Below are 19621 nucleotides of genomic sequence, written 5' to 3'. Positions count from 1 at the left end.
TCGATGGCGCAGAGGACTTTAGCAGAGTACGTTTATACTATTAAGAGAATTTTACGTTTGCTTTGAGTTGTGCTAGAGCCCATGCCTAAAACCCGATCTATCTACGTCTGCAATGCCTGCGGCGCTGAGTCTCGCCAGTACTTTGGCAAATGCCCCACCTGCAATAGCTGGAACTGCCTGGTAGAGCAAAAAATAGAAGCGACAGAGACCGCTACCACCCGGCCCAGCATGAAGTCGCGCGCCACCACTAGCCGCAAGCGCAAAGCCCCGGCTCAGCCCCGCCTGTCGCTGACCTTTAACCAAATTCAAGACCATCCGCAGTCGCGCATTCCCTCGGGCTATTACGAGCTAGACCGGGTACTTGGCGGCGGCATTGTACCGGGTTCGCTGGTTTTGCTCGGAGGCGATCCGGGCATCGGCAAATCGACGCTGCTGCTGCAAACGGCCAATCAGCTAGCGAGAGAAACCCCGATTCTGTACGTCTGCGCAGAGGAGTCAGGGCAGCAAGTCAAGCTCAGATCGCTGCGCCTTGGCATGGGTGAGGCCGAGGCCAGCATTCATGAAAATCTCTATCTGCTGCCAGAAACTAATTTGGAGACAATTCTAGAAGAATTAGAATCACTCCGGCCTAAAGTAGCGGTGATTGACAGTATTCAAGCGCTCTTTTACTCGGCGCTAACGTCTGCTCCCGGCTCAGTAGCGCAGGTGAGAGAATGCACGTCGGCGCTGATGCAGCTGGCAAAAAAAGAGAATATTTCGCTATTTATTGTCGGTCATGTGACTAAGGAAGGGGCGATCGCTGGCCCCAAAGTATTAGAGCATCTAGTCGATACCGTCTTGTATTTTGAAGGCGACCGATTTGCCAGCCATCGGCTGCTGCGCTCGGTAAAAAACCGCTTTGGGGCGACCCACGAGCTAGGCGTCTTTGAAATGGTGGACAAGGGCCTAGAAGAAGTGCTGAATCCCTCCGAGCTGTTTATGGGCAGTCATGAAGAGAATGTGCCGGGTGTCGCTACCATTGTCGCCTGTGAGGGAACGCGCCCTTTAGTCGTCGAATTGCAGTCGCTGGTCAGCCCGACTAGCTACAGTTCACCGCGCCGCTCAACTACGGGCATTGAGTACAACAGATTGCTGCAGATTTTAGCGGTGCTAGAAAAGCGAGTCGGCATTCCGCTCTCCAAGCTAGATGCTTATGTCGCCTCTTCGGGCGGGCTGAATGTGGGTGAACCAGCGGCGGATTTGGGCATTGCGGTGGCGGTAGCGGCGAGCTTTCGCGATCGCATCATCGACCCTGAGCTGGTGCTCATCGGTGAAGTGGGCTTGGGCGGACAGATTCGCCCGGTCTCACAGATGGAACTGCGGCTCAAAGAGGCGGCTAAGCTAGGGTTTAAGCGGGCGCTGGTGCCCAAGGGTCAGAAGCGAGGCGATATCGGTATGGAGGTAATTGAGGTAGGGAGAGTGGTGGATGCGATCGCCACTGCTCTAGCCAACTCGACTCAGCACGAGCCCATAGAGGCAACTGAACAGTAACTGGCTCATCGGTTGGAAACTATGCGATCGCAAACTATCAGTTGAATGTTAGCTGGCACCCTTGCAGCCAGCCAATTCGGTGAGGATTGTTGCTCATCAGGTCTATTGCTAGCCCCTGCGATTTGCTCACAGACCTGCATTTGCGAAGTATGCAAAATTTTCTAAAAGCAGTTTGCCTGTACTATATATGTACTATTATTGTACCACTGGCAGATTTTGGAGACAGCTGATGTCATATCCTCGCGCATCTCATTCACCGCATCGCTCGCCGCCGTCAATGACTGCGGTTCAGACTTTGTCAATGCAGGAGGCTAGAACCGCTGGTCGGGGGTCAGGCCGCTCCCGGGCAACGGCTCAATTGGTCGATAGGCCACCCGCCCGAACTCAGCGCAAGGCCCCCCAGAAAAGGCGTGGGCTGGCTCAGTGTCTGCATATCGTCAGCCGGTTGATGGGCGATCGCGTCTCTCAAAAAGCCCTCTGGGCAGGTGGCTCGGTGGCGACCCTGGCGCTGCTGGCCGTCGTCCCCAACCAGGGGTCTAAAGCCATTTCTCAGTCGAGCTGTCAGGCCATTGTGCAGTCGGGCGCTGAAATTTCTCGCGGACAAATCTCGCGGCTGCTAGCAGTGCCAGAAGGATCGGCTCAGGCCGCCGTTCGGCAGGTAGTCAATGAGCCCTACTGCGTACTGCCAACTGGCACGACTGACGGCGACGGTCAGCCAACCGGGCTAATGGAGCGCGAAGCCTATCCGCTAGCCTTTGACCGCGAAGCTTGGCTAGTAGTGAACTATCAGGCAGGAGAATACGCCGGCTACGATTTTGTTTTTAAGCCGTGAATGCCCCGAATCTCAGGCACTCGCCTCACGGGTCCAGGCAATCAAAGGACGTTTGAGCAGAGCGATCGCCACGTCGGCAGGCACCGCCTTTTGAAACAGATAGCCCTGACCATATTCACAGCCAAGCTGCTGAAGCTGTCTGAGCTGAGTGATGGTTTCAATGCCCTCCGCAATCACCTGCATATTCATCGTCTTAGCAATATTAATAATCAGCGGCACAATCCCTAGACTATCGGGCCGCGCGGTCATCGGCTGCACAAACGAACGATCTATCTTGAGGCAGTCAACCGGCAGGGTATGCAAATAGCTCAGCGCCGAGTAGCCCGTACCAAAGTCGTCAATACTGAGCTGAATATTGCGGTGTTGCAGCGCTCTGAGTACCCCATCAATAAAAGCATGGTTGTTAAGAATCGAGCGCTCAGTCAGCTCCAAGCGCAAACGATGCGGTGCAATGCCTGCCGTCTCGACAAAGTGATGAATTCGGGCAACAATATCAGGCTGTAGAAGCTGCTGCGCTGCCATATTGACGCTGACCGTAATCTCAGGGCTGATTGCACCTGAGCGCTCCCACCGAGCGATATCAGCGCAGGTCATTTCGAGCACCTGCTCACCTAGCGGCACAATCAGACCCGACTCTTCTGCAAAGCTAATGAAGTGACCAGGAAAAACCAGTCCTTGGGTAGGATGCCGCCATCGCACCAGCGCCTCAAACCCGACTATTCTCAGCCCACAAAGTTCGACTATCGGCTGATAGTAAATCTCCAGCTCTCTACGCTCTAGCGCTAGCCTCAGATCAGTCTCTAGCTGGAGCAAATGCACCGCTCGGTTATGCATCGCTGGCTCAAACCAGAGATACTGACTGTAGCTACAGTCTTTGGCTCGGTACATGGCCACATCTGCGTCGCGCAGCAGGTGTTCGGCAGCCGCATAGCTGGCATCGCCCCAGACAATGCCCAGACTAGCGCTCATAAAGATTTTGCGATCAGCGAGGGCAAAAGGTTTAGCTAACGCGGTCAAAACTTCATCAGCCACAAGGACGACGGCTTGTCTATCGGCTAGGGGGGTGAGCAGCAGCGCAAATTCATCACCGCCAAAGCGAGCGATGATGGCGACGGTCGAATGGCTGTGCTGAATACGGGTAAGACGGCTGGCAATCTCTTTGAGTAACTGATCGCCGACTCGATGGCCGAGAGAATCGTTAATGCGCTTGAAGCGATCGCAGTCTAAAAACAAAACGGCAAAATGCTGCTCTGGCTCGATTTGGGCCTGGGCCATCACATTGCCAAGCTGTTTGACAAACGACAGTCGATTAGGCAGCCGGGTGAGGCGATCGCTCATAGCAACCTCTAGCAGCTGCTGGTGAGCCAGTTCTAGCTGATGGGTACGATCTTGTACCCGGCGCTCTAGTTCGGCGTTAAGATACTGCTGCTGCCGCTGCGCTAGCTGCAAGTTAATCTGGTGACGCACCCGGGCTAGCACTTCTTCTGGCTGAAAGGGCTTGGTGACATAGTCAGCCGCGCCATGGCTGAAGGCCAGCACTTTGTCTACAGATGAATCGAGCGCACTGAGAAAGATAATCGGAATATGAGCAGTTTCAGGCATCGCCCGCAGCCGAGTACAGACCTCATAGCCATCCATACCCGGCATCATAATATCAAGCAAGATCAGACTGGGCTGGTGGGCGCTAGCCATATCTAGAGCGGCAGCGCCATCTTGTGCTTGGTAAACCTCATAGCCGCTTCGCGCTAGCAGCTTGGACAGTATGTATAAATTAGTCGCTGTATCGTCAACAACTAATATTCGGCCTGTCACCTCATCAGCCGGGATGGTAAAAGTATCTGACAACGTTATGCTCAATGAACTGTCTGCCCAACAAACGGCTTCAATCAACTCCAAACAAGCTGGGGGAGCCAAGTGACCAACGCTATAGTTGCTTAACCTGCGACCTGCTTTCTAGCTTTCTAGCTTTCTAGCTTTCTACGAGATTCTACTGAGTCTCAATCTATTCAAGGCGTAGCATTAGCGCTCAGTACTATCAGCAATTGGGTAAAGCGTTCAAAAAGTGCCCGGTACACCTTTGGCTACACACATAATACAAAGTTCCCGCTAGTGTAACCAAACAGACAGGTGTTTACATCGTGGGATCAACCAGAAGCCTGTATAACTTTCAACTTTGATCGTCGTACTTTTACTTACGCTCCTAGGTCGGCAGCAATAGTTGTCAACAGCCCCTCACAGGCATCTCGCAGCAGGTCAATAACATAGTCGAAGCCCGCTTCGCCCCCATAGTAGGGGTCAGGAACTTCTGTATCGCTGTGGGTACGGCAAAATTCGCACATTAGCCTAACCTTGTCGGCGTAGCGAGTAGACAGGTCAGCGATGGCGCGATCGCCCGGCAGCAGCGCCAAAATATCCTGATAGTTGCTGCGGTCCATCGCTAAAATCAGGTCAAATTTTTCAAAATCTGCGATCACAAACTGCCGGGCGCTGCCGGTGAGTGTTATACCCTGCCGCTGCGCCGCTACGTTCATCCGACGGTCCGGGGCGCTACCGACATGATAGCTAGCGGTACCCGCTGAGTCACAGACAATCTGACCGCTCAGCTGCCGCTGCTCGATCAGGTGGTTCATAATGTTTTCGGCTGAAGGAGAACGGCAGATATTGCCCAAGCAGACGAAGAGAAGACGGGTGACCATAAGCGTATTGTCAAAACCTGACCGGGCGATGCCGTCAACTGACCCGGGAAAGCTTACATGCCCGGTAGATTTAGTCCGCCGGTCAGCTCCTCCATTTGCTCGCGCATGGTAGCTGTGGACTTGTTGTAGGCATCTAGCATAGCCGCTTTAACCAGATCAGAAAGCATTTCTGCGCCTTCACCGAGCGCTGCTTCAGTAATCACCACATCGCGCGGCTCCTGGTTACCACTCATGGTGACCTTGACCATGCCATCACCCGCCTGGCCTTCAATCATCATCTGCTCTAGCTCTTCTTGCAGGCGTTTGGCCCCTTCCTGCACCTGCTGGGCTTTCTTAAATGCCTCAGTGAGTTCTTTCATCTTGCCGAGGCCGAAGCCAAATCCTTGCCCTTGTCCTTTAGTCATAATTCGCTGAATTAGGGATAAACTAACTGTCAAATAACTGTCAAACTATACGGCGCATCTTGGTTATTTGCAATTGCCCCTATTCAGGGATTGACCAAAAATCAGCCGTTTGGCAGGGCTGAAGTCGAGATCTTTTGATCGCCTGGAGCATCATTAAAGTGACCCATAATTTTGACTTCTGTTTCTAGCTGAATCTGATGGTGCTCGTAGATAACGCTCTGGGTATGGCGAATCAGGGCGAGCACGTCGCTGGCTTTGGCATTGCCGAGATTGACGATAAAGTTGGCATGCAGCATAGAGATTTGGGCCTGGCCGATCTGATAGCCCTTCAGTCCGGCTTGTTCGATCAGATGGCCGGCGCTGTAGGGCCGAGGATTGCGAAAGACGCTGCCGCAGTTGGGCAGATGGTAGGGTTGAGTGGTACGGCGCTGTTTCAGATCGGCAGCGGTGGCCGCTTTGATTTTGGCCGGGTCGTGGCCGGGACTGAGCTGAAAGGTGGCGGTGGTCACGATCTGATCGAGCCCTTGTAAATTGGAGGTGCGGTAGCGATAGCCCAAGTCAGCGGGTTTGAGTAGGCTCAGCCTACCGTCTGGGCTAATGATTTCTGCCTTGACTAAGATATCGGCGGTTTCGCTGCCATGAGCGCCCGCATTCATCACCACTGCGCCGCCGACCGTACCCGGAATGCCAATCGTCCATTCAAAACCTTTAAGCCCATAGCGGGCAGCTTTCCAGGCGAGAGAAGACCAGGGCTCTCCAGCAGCAGCGGTAACGCGGCCAGTCACCGGGTCAAATTCGCTATGGCGCAGGGCCCGGGTGCAAATGACCAGGCCCGGCAAACCGCGATCGCTAATCAGCAGATTAGACCCCGCGCCCAGCAGCGTCACCGGCAACCCCTCAGATCGCCCCCAGCCTAAGGCTGCCTGCAGCTGATCAAACGTTTTAGGCAGCGCTAGCCACTGGGCCCAGCCGCCCACCCGAAAGGTCGTCAGCTTGGCCAAAGGCGATAAGGCGATAATTTTGAAATCATTGCCAAGTTGAACAGTCTTCGCCGCTCTTACCGTCACGCTTGTGGCACCCCCTATGTGAGTGCCGCTTCGGGCTGAGGCACTCTTTGGTAAGCAGCCATCACGGTGGGGATGAGTTGATTGAGGTTGCCAGCCGTGAGAAAGATGACAATATCGCCGGGCGTCAGGCTGGTTTCGAGTGCTTGCCTAACGCCTTCTAGCGTCGGGTAGTATTCGGTTGGCCGATGCTGAGAAATAGCTTGAGCCACTTGTTCGCCGGTAATTCGACCGGTGTTGGTTTCGCCAGCGCTGTAAATGTCGGTCGCGATTACCCGGTCTGCGCCCTCAAAGGCAGTGGCAAATTCGCTCAGCAACGTAGCGGCGCGGCTGTAGCGGTGGGGCTGAAAGACCGCAACCACCCGGCGATCGCGCTGAGACGGCAACGGCCCCCGGCGCTGTACCTGAGCAGCGGCAAGCGTCGCTCTAATCTCGCTGGGATGGTGGGCATAGTCATCAATAAATAAAATGTCGTTGTAGAACCCACGATGCTCAAACCGACGACGCGCCCCCTTGAAGTTAGGCAGGTGAGTAGCAATCGAGGCGAAATCGACCTTGATCTGCCGGGCAACGGCGATCGCCGCTAGCGTATTGCTCAAGTTGTGCAGGCCCAGCAGAGGCACTGCTAGCACCCCAAGCTTTTGGCCCCGCTCCCAGATGCAGGCCGTCATCCCGTCCGCGCTTTCGCAGATGTGGGTAGCGATATAGTCAGCGCCAGAGTCCGGGTCAAGACTGTAAGAGATGTCTGGATTGATGCGATCGCGCACGGTTGGGCAATCTATGCTGCCGATCACCGTTTCACACTGAGCGACAAACCGGTCAAAAATCTCCACGACCTGATCGAGGTTGCTGTAGTGGTCAGGGTGATCTAGCTCAATATTGGTAATCACACCGATCTCAGCTGAGAGCTTCACCAGCGACCCATCAGACTCATCGGCTTCAGCGACCACATAGTTACTCTGACCCACATAGGCATTGCCCGACCAGGCGCTGACTTCGCCACCGATAATGATGGTTGGATCGATACCCGCTTTCAGCAGTAGATAGCCGGTAATGCTGCTAGTGGTGGTTTTGCCGTGGGTGCCCGCGATCGCAATCCCCCGGCGCTCATTCATCAGCGCTGCCAGAATGTCTGAGCGATGAAAGATAGGACAGCCCATAGCGATCGCTGCCTTATATTCAGCGTTGCTTTCGCTAATGGCCGTTGAGCACACGACCTGAGGCAATGACGACGCAGTAGTTGCGGGCTGTCGGGGCACCGGGCCAGTAAAAAAGGCCAAATTTTCTGCCCGCTGCTGGTTAAAAATATGCGCCCCCTGCCGCTCTAGCCGTTCAGTGATGTGACTCAAGCGCAAATCAGACCCGGAAACCGGCAGTTTGCGGCTCGCCAAGACATGGGCCAGCGCCGACATTCCGATGCCACCAATTCCGATAAAATGGAACGGTTTACCGCTGAAATCTACTGAATTCAGCATGTTTCACTCCCTCACAAACCACTGTACGTCATCATAATCAGGCGTATCATACCAGGAATCTTCAGTCCCGCCCTAAACTAGAGGCGCTCAGGTGCCAGCCAGTCAGAGAGTACAAAAGCAAGTACACTGCTTGTAGCCTGCACGACATAGTTTCCCTGATTTCACAAAAACAAAAAATAGTAGAAAATCTCTGGTAGAAAAATTAACCTCACCCAAAGACAAGACCCAAAGACAAGCGGATTTTTATCTGAGAAAAGCAAAGAAATTGTCAATTTTTATTTGAAGTCTGTCTGACCGGATCAATACTCATCCTCAAAAGCCGAACGGCCCAATTTGATGAGCGCTTAAAAAGCATTAGACCCCTCATGATCCGTCAACGCTCAGCAAAGAGATAGCGGGCTTTTGCTGAGCTCAGCCTCCGCCCACGACAGCCCTCAATACTGACTGACTAGCTCCTCAAACAGTCGCTTCTGGTCACCTAACCCCTATCAATTTCCTGCTAACTCAAGCGCTGGCATCGGCAATCATTGAGTATAAAAACCCAGTCTGCCTAACCTTGGCGTGACGATGATGCGATATGATGAGCTTGCTTATCAAGACTTATAACTTGACTCCCCTTTCTTCTAAAGACACGAGGTTATCGCGCAGTGGTTAGAGTAGCTATCAACGGTTTTGGGCGGATTGGCCGGAACTTTTTACGTTGTTGGTTGACACGTGAAAATAGCAACCTGGACCTGGTTGCTGTCAACAACACTTCTGATCCTAGAATCAACACTCACCTGTTGAAATACGACTCCTTACTGGGTCGTCTAGATGCAGACATTTCTTACGATGCCGACACCATGACCGTCAACGGCAAAGTAATTAAGTGCTACTCCGACCGTAACCCTAGCAACTTGCCCTGGAAGGACTGGGGAATTGACTTGGTCATCGAATCGACTGGCGTCTTCAACAGTGAAGAAGGGGCTTCTCGCCATCTCGAAGCAGGCGCGAAAAAGGTCTTGATCACTGCGCCCGGCAAAGGCGGTCACATAGGCACCTATGTGATGGGTGTCAATGACCAAGACTACGAACACGACAAGCAAAACGTCGTCAGCAACGCTAGCTGCACGACTAACTGCTTAGCCCCTGTAGTCAAAGTGATCAACGATAACTTTGGCATCATCAAAGGGACGATGACCACTACTCACAGCTATACTGGCGACCAGCGAATCTTAGACGCGAGCCACCGCGACTTGCGCCGGGCTAGAGCAGCGGCAATCAACATTGTGCCGACGACAACGGGCGCTGCTAAGGCAGTTGCTTTGGTGATTCCTGAGATGAAAGGTAAGCTCAACGGCATTGCGCTGCGAGTGCCGACCCCTAACGTATCTATCGTTGACTTGGTTGCTCAGGTGAAGAAAAAGACCATCACCGAAGAGATGAACGAAGTGCTCAAGAAGGCTTCTGAAACGACGATGAAGGGCATTTTGGGCTATACCGATGAGCCGCTGGTCTCTATCGACTATCGCAAGACCAATGAATCTGCCACGATTGACTCTGACCTGACGCTGGTGATGGATGGCGACCTAGTCAAGGTAATCGCCTGGTATGACAACGAGTGGGGCTACAGCCAGCGGGTAGTAGACTTAGCTGAACTCATCGCCACCAAGTGGAAAGACTAGATTTGGGTATCTAAAGCCTGATAGAGACCAGAGCAGGGGCGCAAAGCTCCTGCTTTTTTAGTGGCCGTTTGCGGCTTAGCAGCTTTAAGGGGGCGCTCAATCTAGGGTAAATGAGGGAGAATTGAACTAGATCAAGGAATTGTTAATCTGTGTCTACTTCTGTCTTCTCAGCTGAGAAACGCCTGTTTACTCCGGCGGCTTTGAGCGATCGCGCCATCCCCCTCATCTTCGCTTTCCCTAACGAATACAGCGTGGGCATCACCAGCTTGGGCTATCAGGTGGTGTGGGCAATGCTGGCACAGCGAGCCGATATTGATGTCAGCCGGCTATTTACCGATGTCAGCGAGCCGCTGCCCGCCCAAGCCGAACTAATGGGATTTTCCCTCTCGTGGGAACTAGACTACGTCAACGTTCTCAACCTGCTGGAGTCTCAACAAATTCCGCTGCGGACAGCAGATCGCACGGATGAACAGCCCTTAGTGTTTGGCGGCGGGCCGGTGCTGACGGCCAACCCAGAGCCCTTTGCCGCCTTCTTCGATGTGATTTTGCTAGGAGATGGCGAAACCTTGCTGGATGACTTTTTAGATGCGTATCAGCAGGTACGCGGGAAACCTAGAACGGCCCAGCTCAAGGCACTGGCTCAGGTACCAGGAGTCTACATCCCAGCGCTCTACAGCGTGAGCTATCAGGCAACTGACGGACCGATTGCGGCGATTTCGCCAATAGACAGCGATGTGCCAGCGTCAGTACAGAAACAGACCTATCGCGGCAACGTCCTCTCTGCTTCGACCGTTGTCACCGAAAAAGCGGCCTGGGAGAATATCTTTATGGTGGAGGTGGTGCGCAGCTGCCCGGAGATGTGTCGCTTTTGCTTGGCTAGCTATCTGACGCTGCCTTTCCGGGCGGCGAGTATGGAGGCGTCGCTGATTCCGGCGATTGAAAAGGGACTGCAGGCAACCCGGCGATTGGGGCTGCTAGGGGCTTCGATTACCCAGCATCCCGAGTTTGAAGCGCTGCTGGACTATCTCAACCAGCCGCAGTATGACGATGTGCGCGTGAGTATGTCGTCGGTACGGACGAATACGGTGAATCAGAAGCTGACTGAAACACTGGTCAAACATGGTGCCCGGTCAATTACGATCGCGATTGAAAGCGGCTCGCAGCGGGTACGCGATATCGTCAATAAAAAGCTAGAGACCGACCAGATTTTTGCAGCGGCGCAGCAGGCTAAGGCGGGCGGGCTAAAGGCGCTTAAGCTGTATGGCATGGCCGGGGTGCCGGGAGAAACTCAAGACGATCTGGCGCAGACAGCGGATCTGCTGATCGAGCTTAACAAGCAAACGCCGGGGCTACGGCTGACACTGGGCTGCAGTACGTTTGTGCCCAAGAGCCACACGCCTTTTCAATGGTACGGCGTTGACCGGCAGGCAGAAAAGCGGCTAAAGTTTTTGCAAAAGCAACTGCGGCCCTGCGGCATTGACTTTCGCCCTGAGAGCTATAGCTGGTCGGCAATTCAGGCGCTGATTTCGAGGGGCGATCGCCGTCTAGCAGACCTATTAGAGCTCACCCGAGGCTATGGGGATACGCTAGGCAGCTACCGCCGCGCCTTCAAAACGCTTAAGGGCAAGCTGCCGCCGCTAGATTTTTACGTTTACGAGCAGTGGCCGACTGACCGGGTACTGCCTTGGGAGCATTTGGCAGGCCCCTTGCCCAAAGCGACGTTAGTCAAGCATTTGGCTGACGCGCAGCAGTCGATGGCGGCTTAGATTAGCCCTTCTACAGGGTTATAGATAGGTCAAAACAGCCTACAGGTCACCGGCTACAGGTTACAGGTAGAGGTGGTATACACATTGGGGAGGACAGCCGGTGGCTGGCTCTGCGTCGGTAGGGTCTCTGGGAAGTATGCAGCGGCGGAGCACTCGACTGGAGAAGACTTTTCGGCAGTATATTTGGACGGTTTAGTTCGCTGACGGCTGCGCAGCTTGCTACTGAGAATAGAAGGTAGGGTGACTGGCCAGAGGAGCGTGGCGATCGCAATAAACAGCCAGGCATCAGCGCTAAACTTGGGAGCGTTGGTGTCTTTTACGAAAGAGGCCAATACGATGGAGAAGATAATAGCAGCCACAGACCAATAAGCAATAGCCATTGACGATCTTAGAAATGAGTTTGGATGATTTAATATGCCCGCTCAGTAGGTCAATGGGTAAGAGAAGTTGAGATGTCCGGCCATTCATCTGGGCGGCGCGGCTTAAAGCTGCTCTACTTGTCCTGCTTAGCTTGAATACTTGTTTTCGATCCTAGAGGATAGTTCTCGCTGTCAGGGTGAAGATTTGACGATCTCTTTGGCGGTTGCTTCATTTGGCTTTAATAGACTTTTGTTTGCTACAACTTGCGGACTAATACGTTCTAATCCGTTTATGGGGGGAGATCGCTCACGGTTGGTCTAGGTAGCGATTGGGCTGGTCTTGAGGGTTTGGAGCAGGCGCTGGGCGGCTTGGATAGGCGATAGGCCGGTAACGTCTACTTCGGGAACCGTGCGATCGCGTTGCTCTAACCCGTAGCGATAGGCGCGGTCGTAGTAGGTAAGCAAAATAGCAACAGCCGCCGTCAGATCGCCTGCTTTGGCTAGGGCCACTGCCTCTTGAGTACGCTGCCCGCCAAGCCGTTTGCGAATGCGCTCGGTCGCGGCTATCAGTTCATCGGGATCGGCCTGACCGTAAATGTCTACCAGCAGCGCCAGCCGCTCAGCAATTGGGCGGACAATTTCCAACGCAAAGGCCGTTTCCATCTGCTCAAACAGCTCAGCCGGAATGCGGCAAGGCCCAACGCTGCGGCTTTCGGCTTCTACCCAAATAGGCCGATTGCCATCGAACTGGTGCCATTCAGTGGCAATCAGATTTTCAAAGTGCTCGGTGCTCGGCTGCGGGGGCAGGCAGAGCGCGCCAAAGCTGCTGCCCCGGTGGTTGGCATAGCCTTCTAGGTCAAGCATTTGTTCGCCTTGCTGGGCCAGCGCGTGAAGAATGTCTGTCTTAGCAGTGCCGGTCATGCCGCCGAGCAAGATGATCGGCTTGGGCGTGGCGACGGTGCGGCGCACCCACTGCCGAAAGGCTTTGTAACCGCCAGTGAGCGTGACCGTTTTGAACCCAGCCAGATTGAGCGCCCAGGCGACCGCCCCACTACGCATACCCCCCCGCCAGCAGTGAATTCGCACCGTCTTCTCGGGCGCATTTTTTTTAGCGGTGCGAATGAAATCTGCAAACTTTGGCCCCACAATCTCAAAGCCTAGCTCTACGGCTTGCTCACGACTCTCCTGCTTGTAGCAGGTGCCGACTTGAGCCCGTTCTTCATTGCTAAACAGCGGCAGGCTAACCGCGTCTGGAATGTGGCCCTGCTCGTATTCGCCGGGGCTGCGCACGTCTAGAATGGGGCCGGAAGCCGTCAAGAATTCGTCAATCGTAAGCTGAGGTGATTGTCGCTTATCTATTTCGACTTCTGGCAGTTTGACTTCTGCCGATTGAACTGAGGACACAGATACTTTTTTGCTTACCACTGCTTAATTGTAAGGGGTTTGGCCGTCGAAGTTAGCTCAGTCGTAATCGTGCCAATGCAGCGGCTCTCTGAGTAGCCCAAGCGGTGCAGGTCGGCTAAACAAGCCTCAGTTTGGGCTGACGGCATGCTGGCGAGCAAACCTCCTGAGGTCTGCGGGTCGAAGAGAATTTGAAAGGCGGGCACAGCGGTTTGGGAGGCGTGGGTTTGAAAGCTGTTGATCGCTGCCTGACGGTTTCGCGCATGTAGGGAGCTGACAAGGCCCTGCTGTAGCGTTTCGGTGACGCCAGGGAGAAGGGCGATCGCCGCTAAATCAATCTCAGCACCTACCCCCGAAGCTGTCAGCATCTCTAATAAGTGACCCGCCAAGCCAAACCCGGTGACATCTGTACAGGCGGTAGCGCCATACTGCTTCAAACAATCCGCAGCCAGGCGATTAGAGCGCAGCATACTATCTACAGCCGCTTCTATCCATCTGCCTTTGGCCTGACGCTGCATATCGGCAGCAAAGAGACTGCCCGTGCCCAGCGCTTTGGTAAGAATTAGCGACTGACCTGGCACCATGCCGCCCTTGCGCCACACCTGATCGGGGTCAATCCAGCCATTGCAAGCAAACCCCAAAGAGAGATCGGGGCCTTCAGTCGTGTGACCGCCGACCAAAAAAGTTTTGGCATCAGCTAGCGCTAAACTTGCCCCTGATAGCAGTTGATAGAGGGTTTCTTCTTGTTTCGCGTCGGTGCCGTAGGGAATGGTCGCCAATGCGAGGACGTTGCTGCTAGTTGCGCCCATGGCAAACAGATCGCTCAGGCAGTGATTCACGCAGATTTGTCCGAAGATAAACGGGTCGTCCACAAGGGCGCGGAATTGATCAACGGTGTGGACGGACAGTTTGCCAGGGGGGACGCGGACGATAGCAGCATCGTCAGGCGAATCTAAGCCGGTGTAGATGTTGTTGTAATCGGGCCAGTCGGCGCTGCTGATTGATTCGGCGCGGACTCTGCTGAGGGCGCGAGTGAGGGTTTGGTTGCCGACTTTGGAGCCACAGCCTGCGCAGGGAATGTAGCTTTGACTGCGCTCAGATATTGGAGACGGAAGGCGATCGCTGAGCGTAGCCGAAGCCATGTCTGGAAAGTCTGAAAAGAGGCGCATGAACTTTTGGTCAATGTGATTTTTCCAGCGGCGGCTCCATCTGGAATGGATGGCGAAGGGGCCCCAGGAGGCGATCGCACTTTTAGTATCGGTATCAATAATGTTGAGATAGCGGCTCTGCGGGCGGAAGGGTTTGAGCGGTTGGCCGGTGACATAGCGCTTCAGATTTTCGTAGAGGGGCGGGCCTTGGCGAACGGCAAAAACGCCCGCTTTGGGACGTGGGTGGTTGACCATGGTGGCCACATCGCCGGCAGCGAAAATGTTGGGATGCGAGCAGGTTTGCAGGGTGTCTTTGACGGCGAGAAAACCGCTGTCGGTGAGGGTGAGGCCGCTGTCAGTCAGCCAGGGTGGGGCAGAAGCGTTGGTGACCCAAAAGGTGCGATCGCATTCCACGACCAAACCCGATTCGCACCGCACCGATTCAGATGTCACTTCACAGACCGTTTCGCCGGTATGCACTCGAATCTGCCGCTCTTTGCACATTCGCTCAACCATGCGCTGAGTCAGCCAGTTGCGCCCTTTTGCTAGATGGGGACCTCGTTGGAAGATATGGATAGCTATCTGTTGCGGATCTTGATCGCGGTGAGTCAGCAACTGAGTGAGCCGCACTTGCATAGCAAAGGCCATTTCTACGCCGCCGACGCCGCCCCCAACGATGGCAATCGTCGCTGTTGTTTTAGGATTGTTATTTAGATTTTTTGCAAGCTGCTTAAGATAGTCGGCCCAAGCTTTTAACAGCGTTGGCACAGGTTTAGCCGGTATCGCATATTGAGCTGCGCCGGGTACTTGAGACTTTGTGGGTGTGCTACCAACATCTATAGAGAGCGTGTCATAGGCGATGGGAGGATGGTTGTTGCAGATAATCTGCTGCTGATCGGGGTCAAGGCCAATCATTTCATCCATAATCAGCCGACAGTTGGCAAAGCGAGTGAGGGGCCGCAGGTCGATGTGGGCGGTATCAAAGTCGTAGAGGCCGGAGATATGACAGGGCAACATGCCAGAGTAGGGCGTGTCGGCCAGGTTGGTGATCAGCGTCAGGCGCACGTCGCCAGGCCAGGGATTCATGCCCATTTTGCGCAATACGAGCGCATGGCTGTGCCCACCGCCGACCATGACCAGATCTTTCTTAATAGAGACAGTTGATTGCATAGTCATTAACGAGAGATTCTCAGGGTTCACAGCAGGCGGCGCTAGGCAGTGACACGCTCACCTGTCTGCACTTTCCACAGTCCTGAATAAATGCCGTTTTTGGCTACCAGTTCTTCGTGGGTGCCGCTTTCGACCAGTTCGCCCTGCTCCATAACATAGATGCGGTGGGCATTGCGGACGGTGGAGAGACGGTGAGCGATCGCTACTACAGTCCGATCTTGAGTGATCTTCTCTAATGACTTTTGGATGGCCGCTTCGGTCTCATTGTCTACGGCTGAAGTCGCTTCATCTAAGATCAGAATGGGGGGATTTTTGAGCAGGGCGCGGGCGATCGCCAGTCGCTGCCTTTGACCGCCAGAGAGCTTTTGACCGCGTTCGCCAACAACCGTGTCATAACCGGCAGGCAGCTGAGTAATGAAATCGTGAGCCTCGGCAATCTTCGCGGCTGTTGCAATTTCTGATTGAGTCGCGTTGAAACTACCGTAGGCAATGTTTTCAGCGACTGATCCGTGAAACAAGAACACATCTTGACTGACTAAACCAATAGAGCGCCGCAAATCTCTAAGATCTAGCGATTGCAAATCTAGACCATCCAGCGTGATCTGGCCAGACGTGACTTCGTAAAAGCGTAGCAGCAGCTTTACCAGCGTGCTTTTCCCCGATCCGGTTGCGCCGACAATGGCAATCGTTTTACCCGCTGGAATCTTCAGTGAGAGATTTTTGAGAATGGGATGGTGATTCTCCAGAGGAGAGGCTGCGCCAACGCTATAGCCAAAGGTGACATTTTCAAAAACAATGTCGCCGCTGACCTGCGTAGAGGGTAGGGCAACCTTTCCGGTCGGAATCATCACGGGCGTATCGAGCAGGTTCATCACTCGCTGCGTCGAGGCCATGGCTCGCTGATACTGGTCGAGCGTTTCACCCAAACGAGTTAGCGGCCAGAGCAGGCGCTGCGTGAGAAAGACCAGCACCGTATAGGTGCCCGCTTCTAGATTGCCAGCGGCAGTAGCCATCCCTCCATAGAAGAGAATGCCGGTAAAGCCGACCAAAATGATAACGCGAATCAGCGGAATAAAGGCGGCGCTAAGGGAGATCGCTCGGCGGTTACTCGCACGATAGGCGTTGCTCTCTCGCCCTAACTGTGACAGCTCATAGCCTTCGGCAGTGAAGCTTTTAATCGTGGCAATGCCGGTCAGATTGTTAGCCAGCCGGGAGTTGATTAGCCCCGCTCGTTCGCGCACTTTGGCATAGCGCGGCCCCAAGCGTTTTTGAAAGGCGATCGCCCCGACAATAATCAACGGCATCGGCACTACGGCCATCCACGCCAGCCCCGGAGCCAGCACAAAAAAGACGGTGCCGATAATCACCACCGTCGCGCTCATTTGCAAAAGCCGATTAGCACCCGTATCTAAAAAGCGCTCTAGCTGATTGATGTCATCATTGAGCATCGACATCAGCTCGCCCGTGCTGCGCTCTTCGAAATAGGCAAGCTCTAACCCCTGCACATGCTGATAAGCCTCCATTCGCAGATCGTGCTCTATGGTCTGCGCCAGATTGCGCCAGAGCAGCTCATAGGCATATTGAAAGGCCGACTCTAATATCCACACCAAAAAAGTCAGTGCTGAGAGCACCATGAACTGCGATCGCAGCTCGGTAATGCCCCACTGTGCCAGGATGGAGTTTTGCTGATCGACCACAATATCAATGGCGATGCCGATCAGGGCGGGCGGTGCCAGGTCAAATATCGTATTGAGTACTGAGCAGAGGCTAGCTAGCCACATGCGGCCACGATACCGACGGCCATAGGCTAGCAAGCGCTGAAACGGATGGCGAGAGGAGGCAGCCATAAGGGGCGATCGCAAAGGGCAATGCAAACGCGCCTGAGGGCATCATTGACGTTTGCCTATAGATAAGGACTATAGCAAACTAAATCGAAGGGGGTTGCTACCGGCTCAGGCCGTGCATGATCCCCTGATGGGCAGACTCCGGTGCATAAGCGCCCCGGTTAAGTCGCCCTGGCATACTCGGCAGGTTCCAAGCGAACGGGCTTAGCCATCGGTTCGGCAGAGTCAGGATTCAGGCCCAGATCTTTGAGTACCCAGCGCACGGCATGTTCGGCAAACAGATCGACCTCTTTGAGAGATAGCTGCACAGGTGGCATAGAGCGATCGCTGACGGCATCGGCAAAGCTAGCTTCTGCGGTTGCCTGATCGAGGATGTCATCTAGCTCACGCACCATTAGCTCGATTGTCAAATCGTCTTCGGCAGTATCTGCCTGGGTGAATACTGAAGCGCTTATCATCTGCGGAGACTGGCCGGTCATCTCCAGTAGCTGTGTCACTAGATCGGCTTGCTCTGAGATTCTTTCTGGGGTTCTTTCTGGGGTTTTTTCTGGGGTTTTTTCTGGGGGTTTTGGGGTTACAGACGTATAGCGGGAAGCGCCGACCAAAGGTTGCTGTAGCAGGTGGAGCGTAGTGCTATCGACTGTAGGTCGGAATGGAGGTATAGCAGCAGAGGAGACAGCGGCAGAGGGTACAGCGGCAGCTTTTTTGGCTTGCTGCCGTGCGACTGCAGCGGCGATCGCCCCAGCGGCCACGACAACGCCTAGCACCGTTTTACCCACCGTGCCGTCGGGCAACTGCAAGGCCAGCGTCCGTGCCCTGGGCACCGCCATAGCAGATGGGCTGGGCTGATCGGTTGTCTGTGAATTGTTGCTGAGGCGATCGCCTTCCTGCTGATACTGGGCCACGCTCTGCTTCGCGATGGTCAGCTCGCGCTGCAGTTGCTCATACTGCCCCAGGTTTTCTAATAGCTGTTTTTGGCGACCTTGCAAGCGCTGATCAATCTCATCAATCGTGTCCTGCCGGAGCTGCTGCACCTGATACTGATGAGTGGTGATCACCAGATCCTGCATGATATCTAGCGCTGCTGGAGCCTGATAAACAAAGCTTGGAGCCACTGTATCAGGCGCTGTCAAGTAGCTGCCTAGCGCCGCTTGGGCAGCTCGCTGCAACTGCTGCTGCTGATATCGATAGTCGGCGTAAATCTCATTCAGCGTCGTCGCGTCTAGATCCGCTTTGCTAAACTCTGCAAGCAAATTTTCTTCTGCTCGCTGCAGTCGCATCCAGGCAACTTGATAATTGCCATCCTCAGACAAGATCTGCTCCGCCATACCCGCATCGGCCTCGACGGTCGCTAGTCGCATCTTCAGCTGCAGCAGGTTGCGCCGGGTCTGCTCAAGGCTATTTTGGAGCTGCGTATTTTGCTGGGTAATTTCTGATATGCGGCCAGTCAGCACTTCCTGGTAGGCCGCCATGTCTTGCTGGCCGTGCTGCGCCTCAAACTTTTGAATAGCCTGCTGAAGGGTTTGCACGCGCTGCTGAGCCTGGGGCAACTGCGCTGCAATGTAGGCCAGGCTCTGGCAGCTGCCACCGCTACAGTTGCGCTGGGCTTGGGCAGATTGAGCCGTCTCTTTGGCTAGCTGGGCAATTACCTGCTGTGGCTGATAGCCTGCCTGAGACTCATAGGCGAGCGTCCAGCTACCGTCTTCTCCTCTAGTGATCAGCGAGGGCTGTGACGGCTGAGTGCTTTGTTCGGGGCTACCGGCGGCGCGGCGCTGAGTGCTTTCGCTAAACCTGACGCCTTTCGCCTGCGCAATCTGAGGGGCTAGCGGCTGGCTCTGGCTATTGCCTTGTGTCGCCCGATCTGAGGCTGCGGCCCTCACTTGTGGAATAGTGCCCTCAGTCAGACCGCTGTAGGCAACTGCGCTTTCTCCGGCTAGCGGCAGCACTATACCGGCTGAAGCCACTGCCGCTGCCCCAGTAAAGGCACCCGCATACCGCCATTGCGCCCCAGTGCTCTGACCATTGCGCTGACCATTGCGCTGACCATTGCCCGGAAGGGCATCGGCTCGGCTGTCTCTGTCTATCTGCTCAGCTTTGGGCTCAGCTTGGAGTGAGTCTAAAGACGGGGCGTCTTGATGGAGTTGCATGAGGGCCTGTCCAGATACGACAAGGTGTGCCAGTAAAACGAACACTTTGATTACACCTCTATACAAAAAATTACGCCGCCCTCCGGAATCTGGCCCGCCTTGAACCGCAGCACAGGCCCTG

At 54.5% G+C, this 19621-nt stretch carries 14 protein-coding genes; 4 read left to right on the top strand and 10 right to left on the bottom strand.

All coding sequences use genetic code 11. The annotated features are described in order from the left end of the window. The first annotated feature begins 81 nt into the window (after window positions 1-81). Both radA and CKL79_RS05140 read left to right on the top strand, forming a co-directional pair. Window positions 82-1530 carry a DNA repair protein RadA gene (gene radA, locus CKL79_RS05145; RefSeq protein WP_121968511.1) on the top strand — a complete coding sequence of 483 codons (1449 nt, stop codon included), beginning with the start codon at window positions 82-84 and terminating at the stop codon, window positions 1528-1530. A gap of 301 nt (window positions 1531-1831) precedes the next feature. Further along, a complete protein-coding gene (locus CKL79_RS05140) occupies window positions 1832-2362 on the top strand; it encodes a hypothetical protein (RefSeq protein ID WP_121968510.1) in 531 nt (176 codons plus the stop codon). Window positions 2363-2374: 12 nt separating this feature from the next. Here the strand turns inward: CKL79_RS05140 and CKL79_RS05135 are convergent, their stop codons facing one another. The 5 genes from CKL79_RS05135 to murC all read right to left on the bottom strand — a co-directional run bounded on the left by CKL79_RS05135 (window position 2375) and on the right by murC (window position 8001). After that, the gene (locus CKL79_RS05135; RefSeq protein ID WP_205879002.1) at window positions 2375-4207 is read right to left on the bottom strand and encodes a GGDEF domain-containing response regulator; all 1833 of its coding nucleotides are present in this window, start codon (window positions 4205-4207) and stop codon (window positions 2375-2377) included. Window positions 4208-4554: 347 nt separating this feature from the next. Beyond that, entirely contained in the window at window positions 4555-5058 is a 504-nt protein-coding gene (locus CKL79_RS05130) for a low molecular weight protein-tyrosine-phosphatase (RefSeq protein ID WP_121968509.1), read from the bottom strand. A 53-nt stretch (window positions 5059-5111) separates the two neighbouring features. After that, a complete protein-coding gene (locus tag CKL79_RS05125) occupies window positions 5112-5462 on the bottom strand; it encodes a YbaB/EbfC family nucleoid-associated protein (RefSeq protein ID WP_121968508.1) in 351 nt (116 codons plus the stop codon). 101 nt (window positions 5463-5563) lie between these two features. Then, the gene (gene murB, locus CKL79_RS05120) at window positions 5564-6481 is read right to left on the bottom strand and encodes a UDP-N-acetylmuramate dehydrogenase (protein WP_240518669.1); all 918 of its coding nucleotides are present in this window, start codon (window positions 6479-6481) and stop codon (window positions 5564-5566) included. 62 nt (window positions 6482-6543) lie between these two features. Further along, window positions 6544-8001: a UDP-N-acetylmuramate--L-alanine ligase gene (gene murC / locus CKL79_RS05115; RefSeq protein ID WP_121968506.1), complete on the bottom strand. Its 1458-nt coding sequence runs from the start codon at window positions 7999-8001 to the stop codon at window positions 6544-6546. A gap of 647 nt (window positions 8002-8648) precedes the next feature. On the opposite strand from murC, the gene CKL79_RS05110 reads away from it, so the two are divergent. Then, window positions 8649-9665, top strand: a complete 1017-nt coding sequence (locus CKL79_RS05110; protein ID WP_121968505.1) for a type I glyceraldehyde-3-phosphate dehydrogenase — start codon at window positions 8649-8651, stop codon at window positions 9663-9665. A gap of 149 nt (window positions 9666-9814) precedes the next feature. Next, window positions 9815-11431 (top strand): radical SAM protein, encoded by a 1617-nt coding sequence (locus CKL79_RS05105; RefSeq protein ID WP_121968504.1) that lies wholly within the window; start codon window positions 9815-9817, stop codon window positions 11429-11431. Window positions 11432-11484: 53 nt separating this feature from the next. On the opposite strand, the gene CKL79_RS05100 is transcribed toward CKL79_RS05105, so the two are convergent. The 5 genes from CKL79_RS05100 to CKL79_RS05080 all read right to left on the bottom strand — a co-directional run bounded on the left by CKL79_RS05100 (window position 11485) and on the right by CKL79_RS05080 (window position 19500). Beyond that, entirely contained in the window at window positions 11485-11811 is a 327-nt protein-coding gene (locus CKL79_RS05100) for a hypothetical protein (RefSeq protein WP_121968503.1), read from the bottom strand. Between the two features lie 297 nt (window positions 11812-12108). Continuing rightward, window positions 12109-13149 (bottom strand): tRNA 2-selenouridine(34) synthase MnmH, encoded by a 1041-nt coding sequence (gene mnmH / locus CKL79_RS05095; RefSeq protein ID WP_121968540.1) that lies wholly within the window; start codon window positions 13147-13149, stop codon window positions 12109-12111. Between the two features lie 59 nt (window positions 13150-13208). Then, entirely contained in the window at window positions 13209-15509 is a 2301-nt protein-coding gene (gene selD / locus CKL79_RS05090; protein ID WP_121968539.1) for a selenide, water dikinase SelD, read from the bottom strand. 41 nt (window positions 15510-15550) lie between these two features. Further along, the gene (locus CKL79_RS05085) at window positions 15551-17356 is read right to left on the bottom strand and encodes an ABC transporter ATP-binding protein (RefSeq protein WP_121968502.1); all 1806 of its coding nucleotides are present in this window, start codon (window positions 17354-17356) and stop codon (window positions 15551-15553) included. 158 nt (window positions 17357-17514) lie between these two features. Then, window positions 17515-19500, bottom strand: coding sequence for a hypothetical protein (locus CKL79_RS05080; protein ID WP_121968501.1), 1986 nt, complete (start codon window positions 19498-19500; stop codon window positions 17515-17517). Between the last annotated feature and the right edge of the window lie 121 nt (window positions 19501-19621).

This window comes from Leptolyngbya sp. BC1307 (assembly GCF_002286735.1).
In the GTDB taxonomy this organism is placed as follows: domain Bacteria; phylum Cyanobacteriota; class Cyanobacteriia; order Phormidesmidales; family Phormidesmidaceae; genus Phormidesmis.
This window is presented reverse-complemented; position numbering and strand designations above follow the sequence as displayed.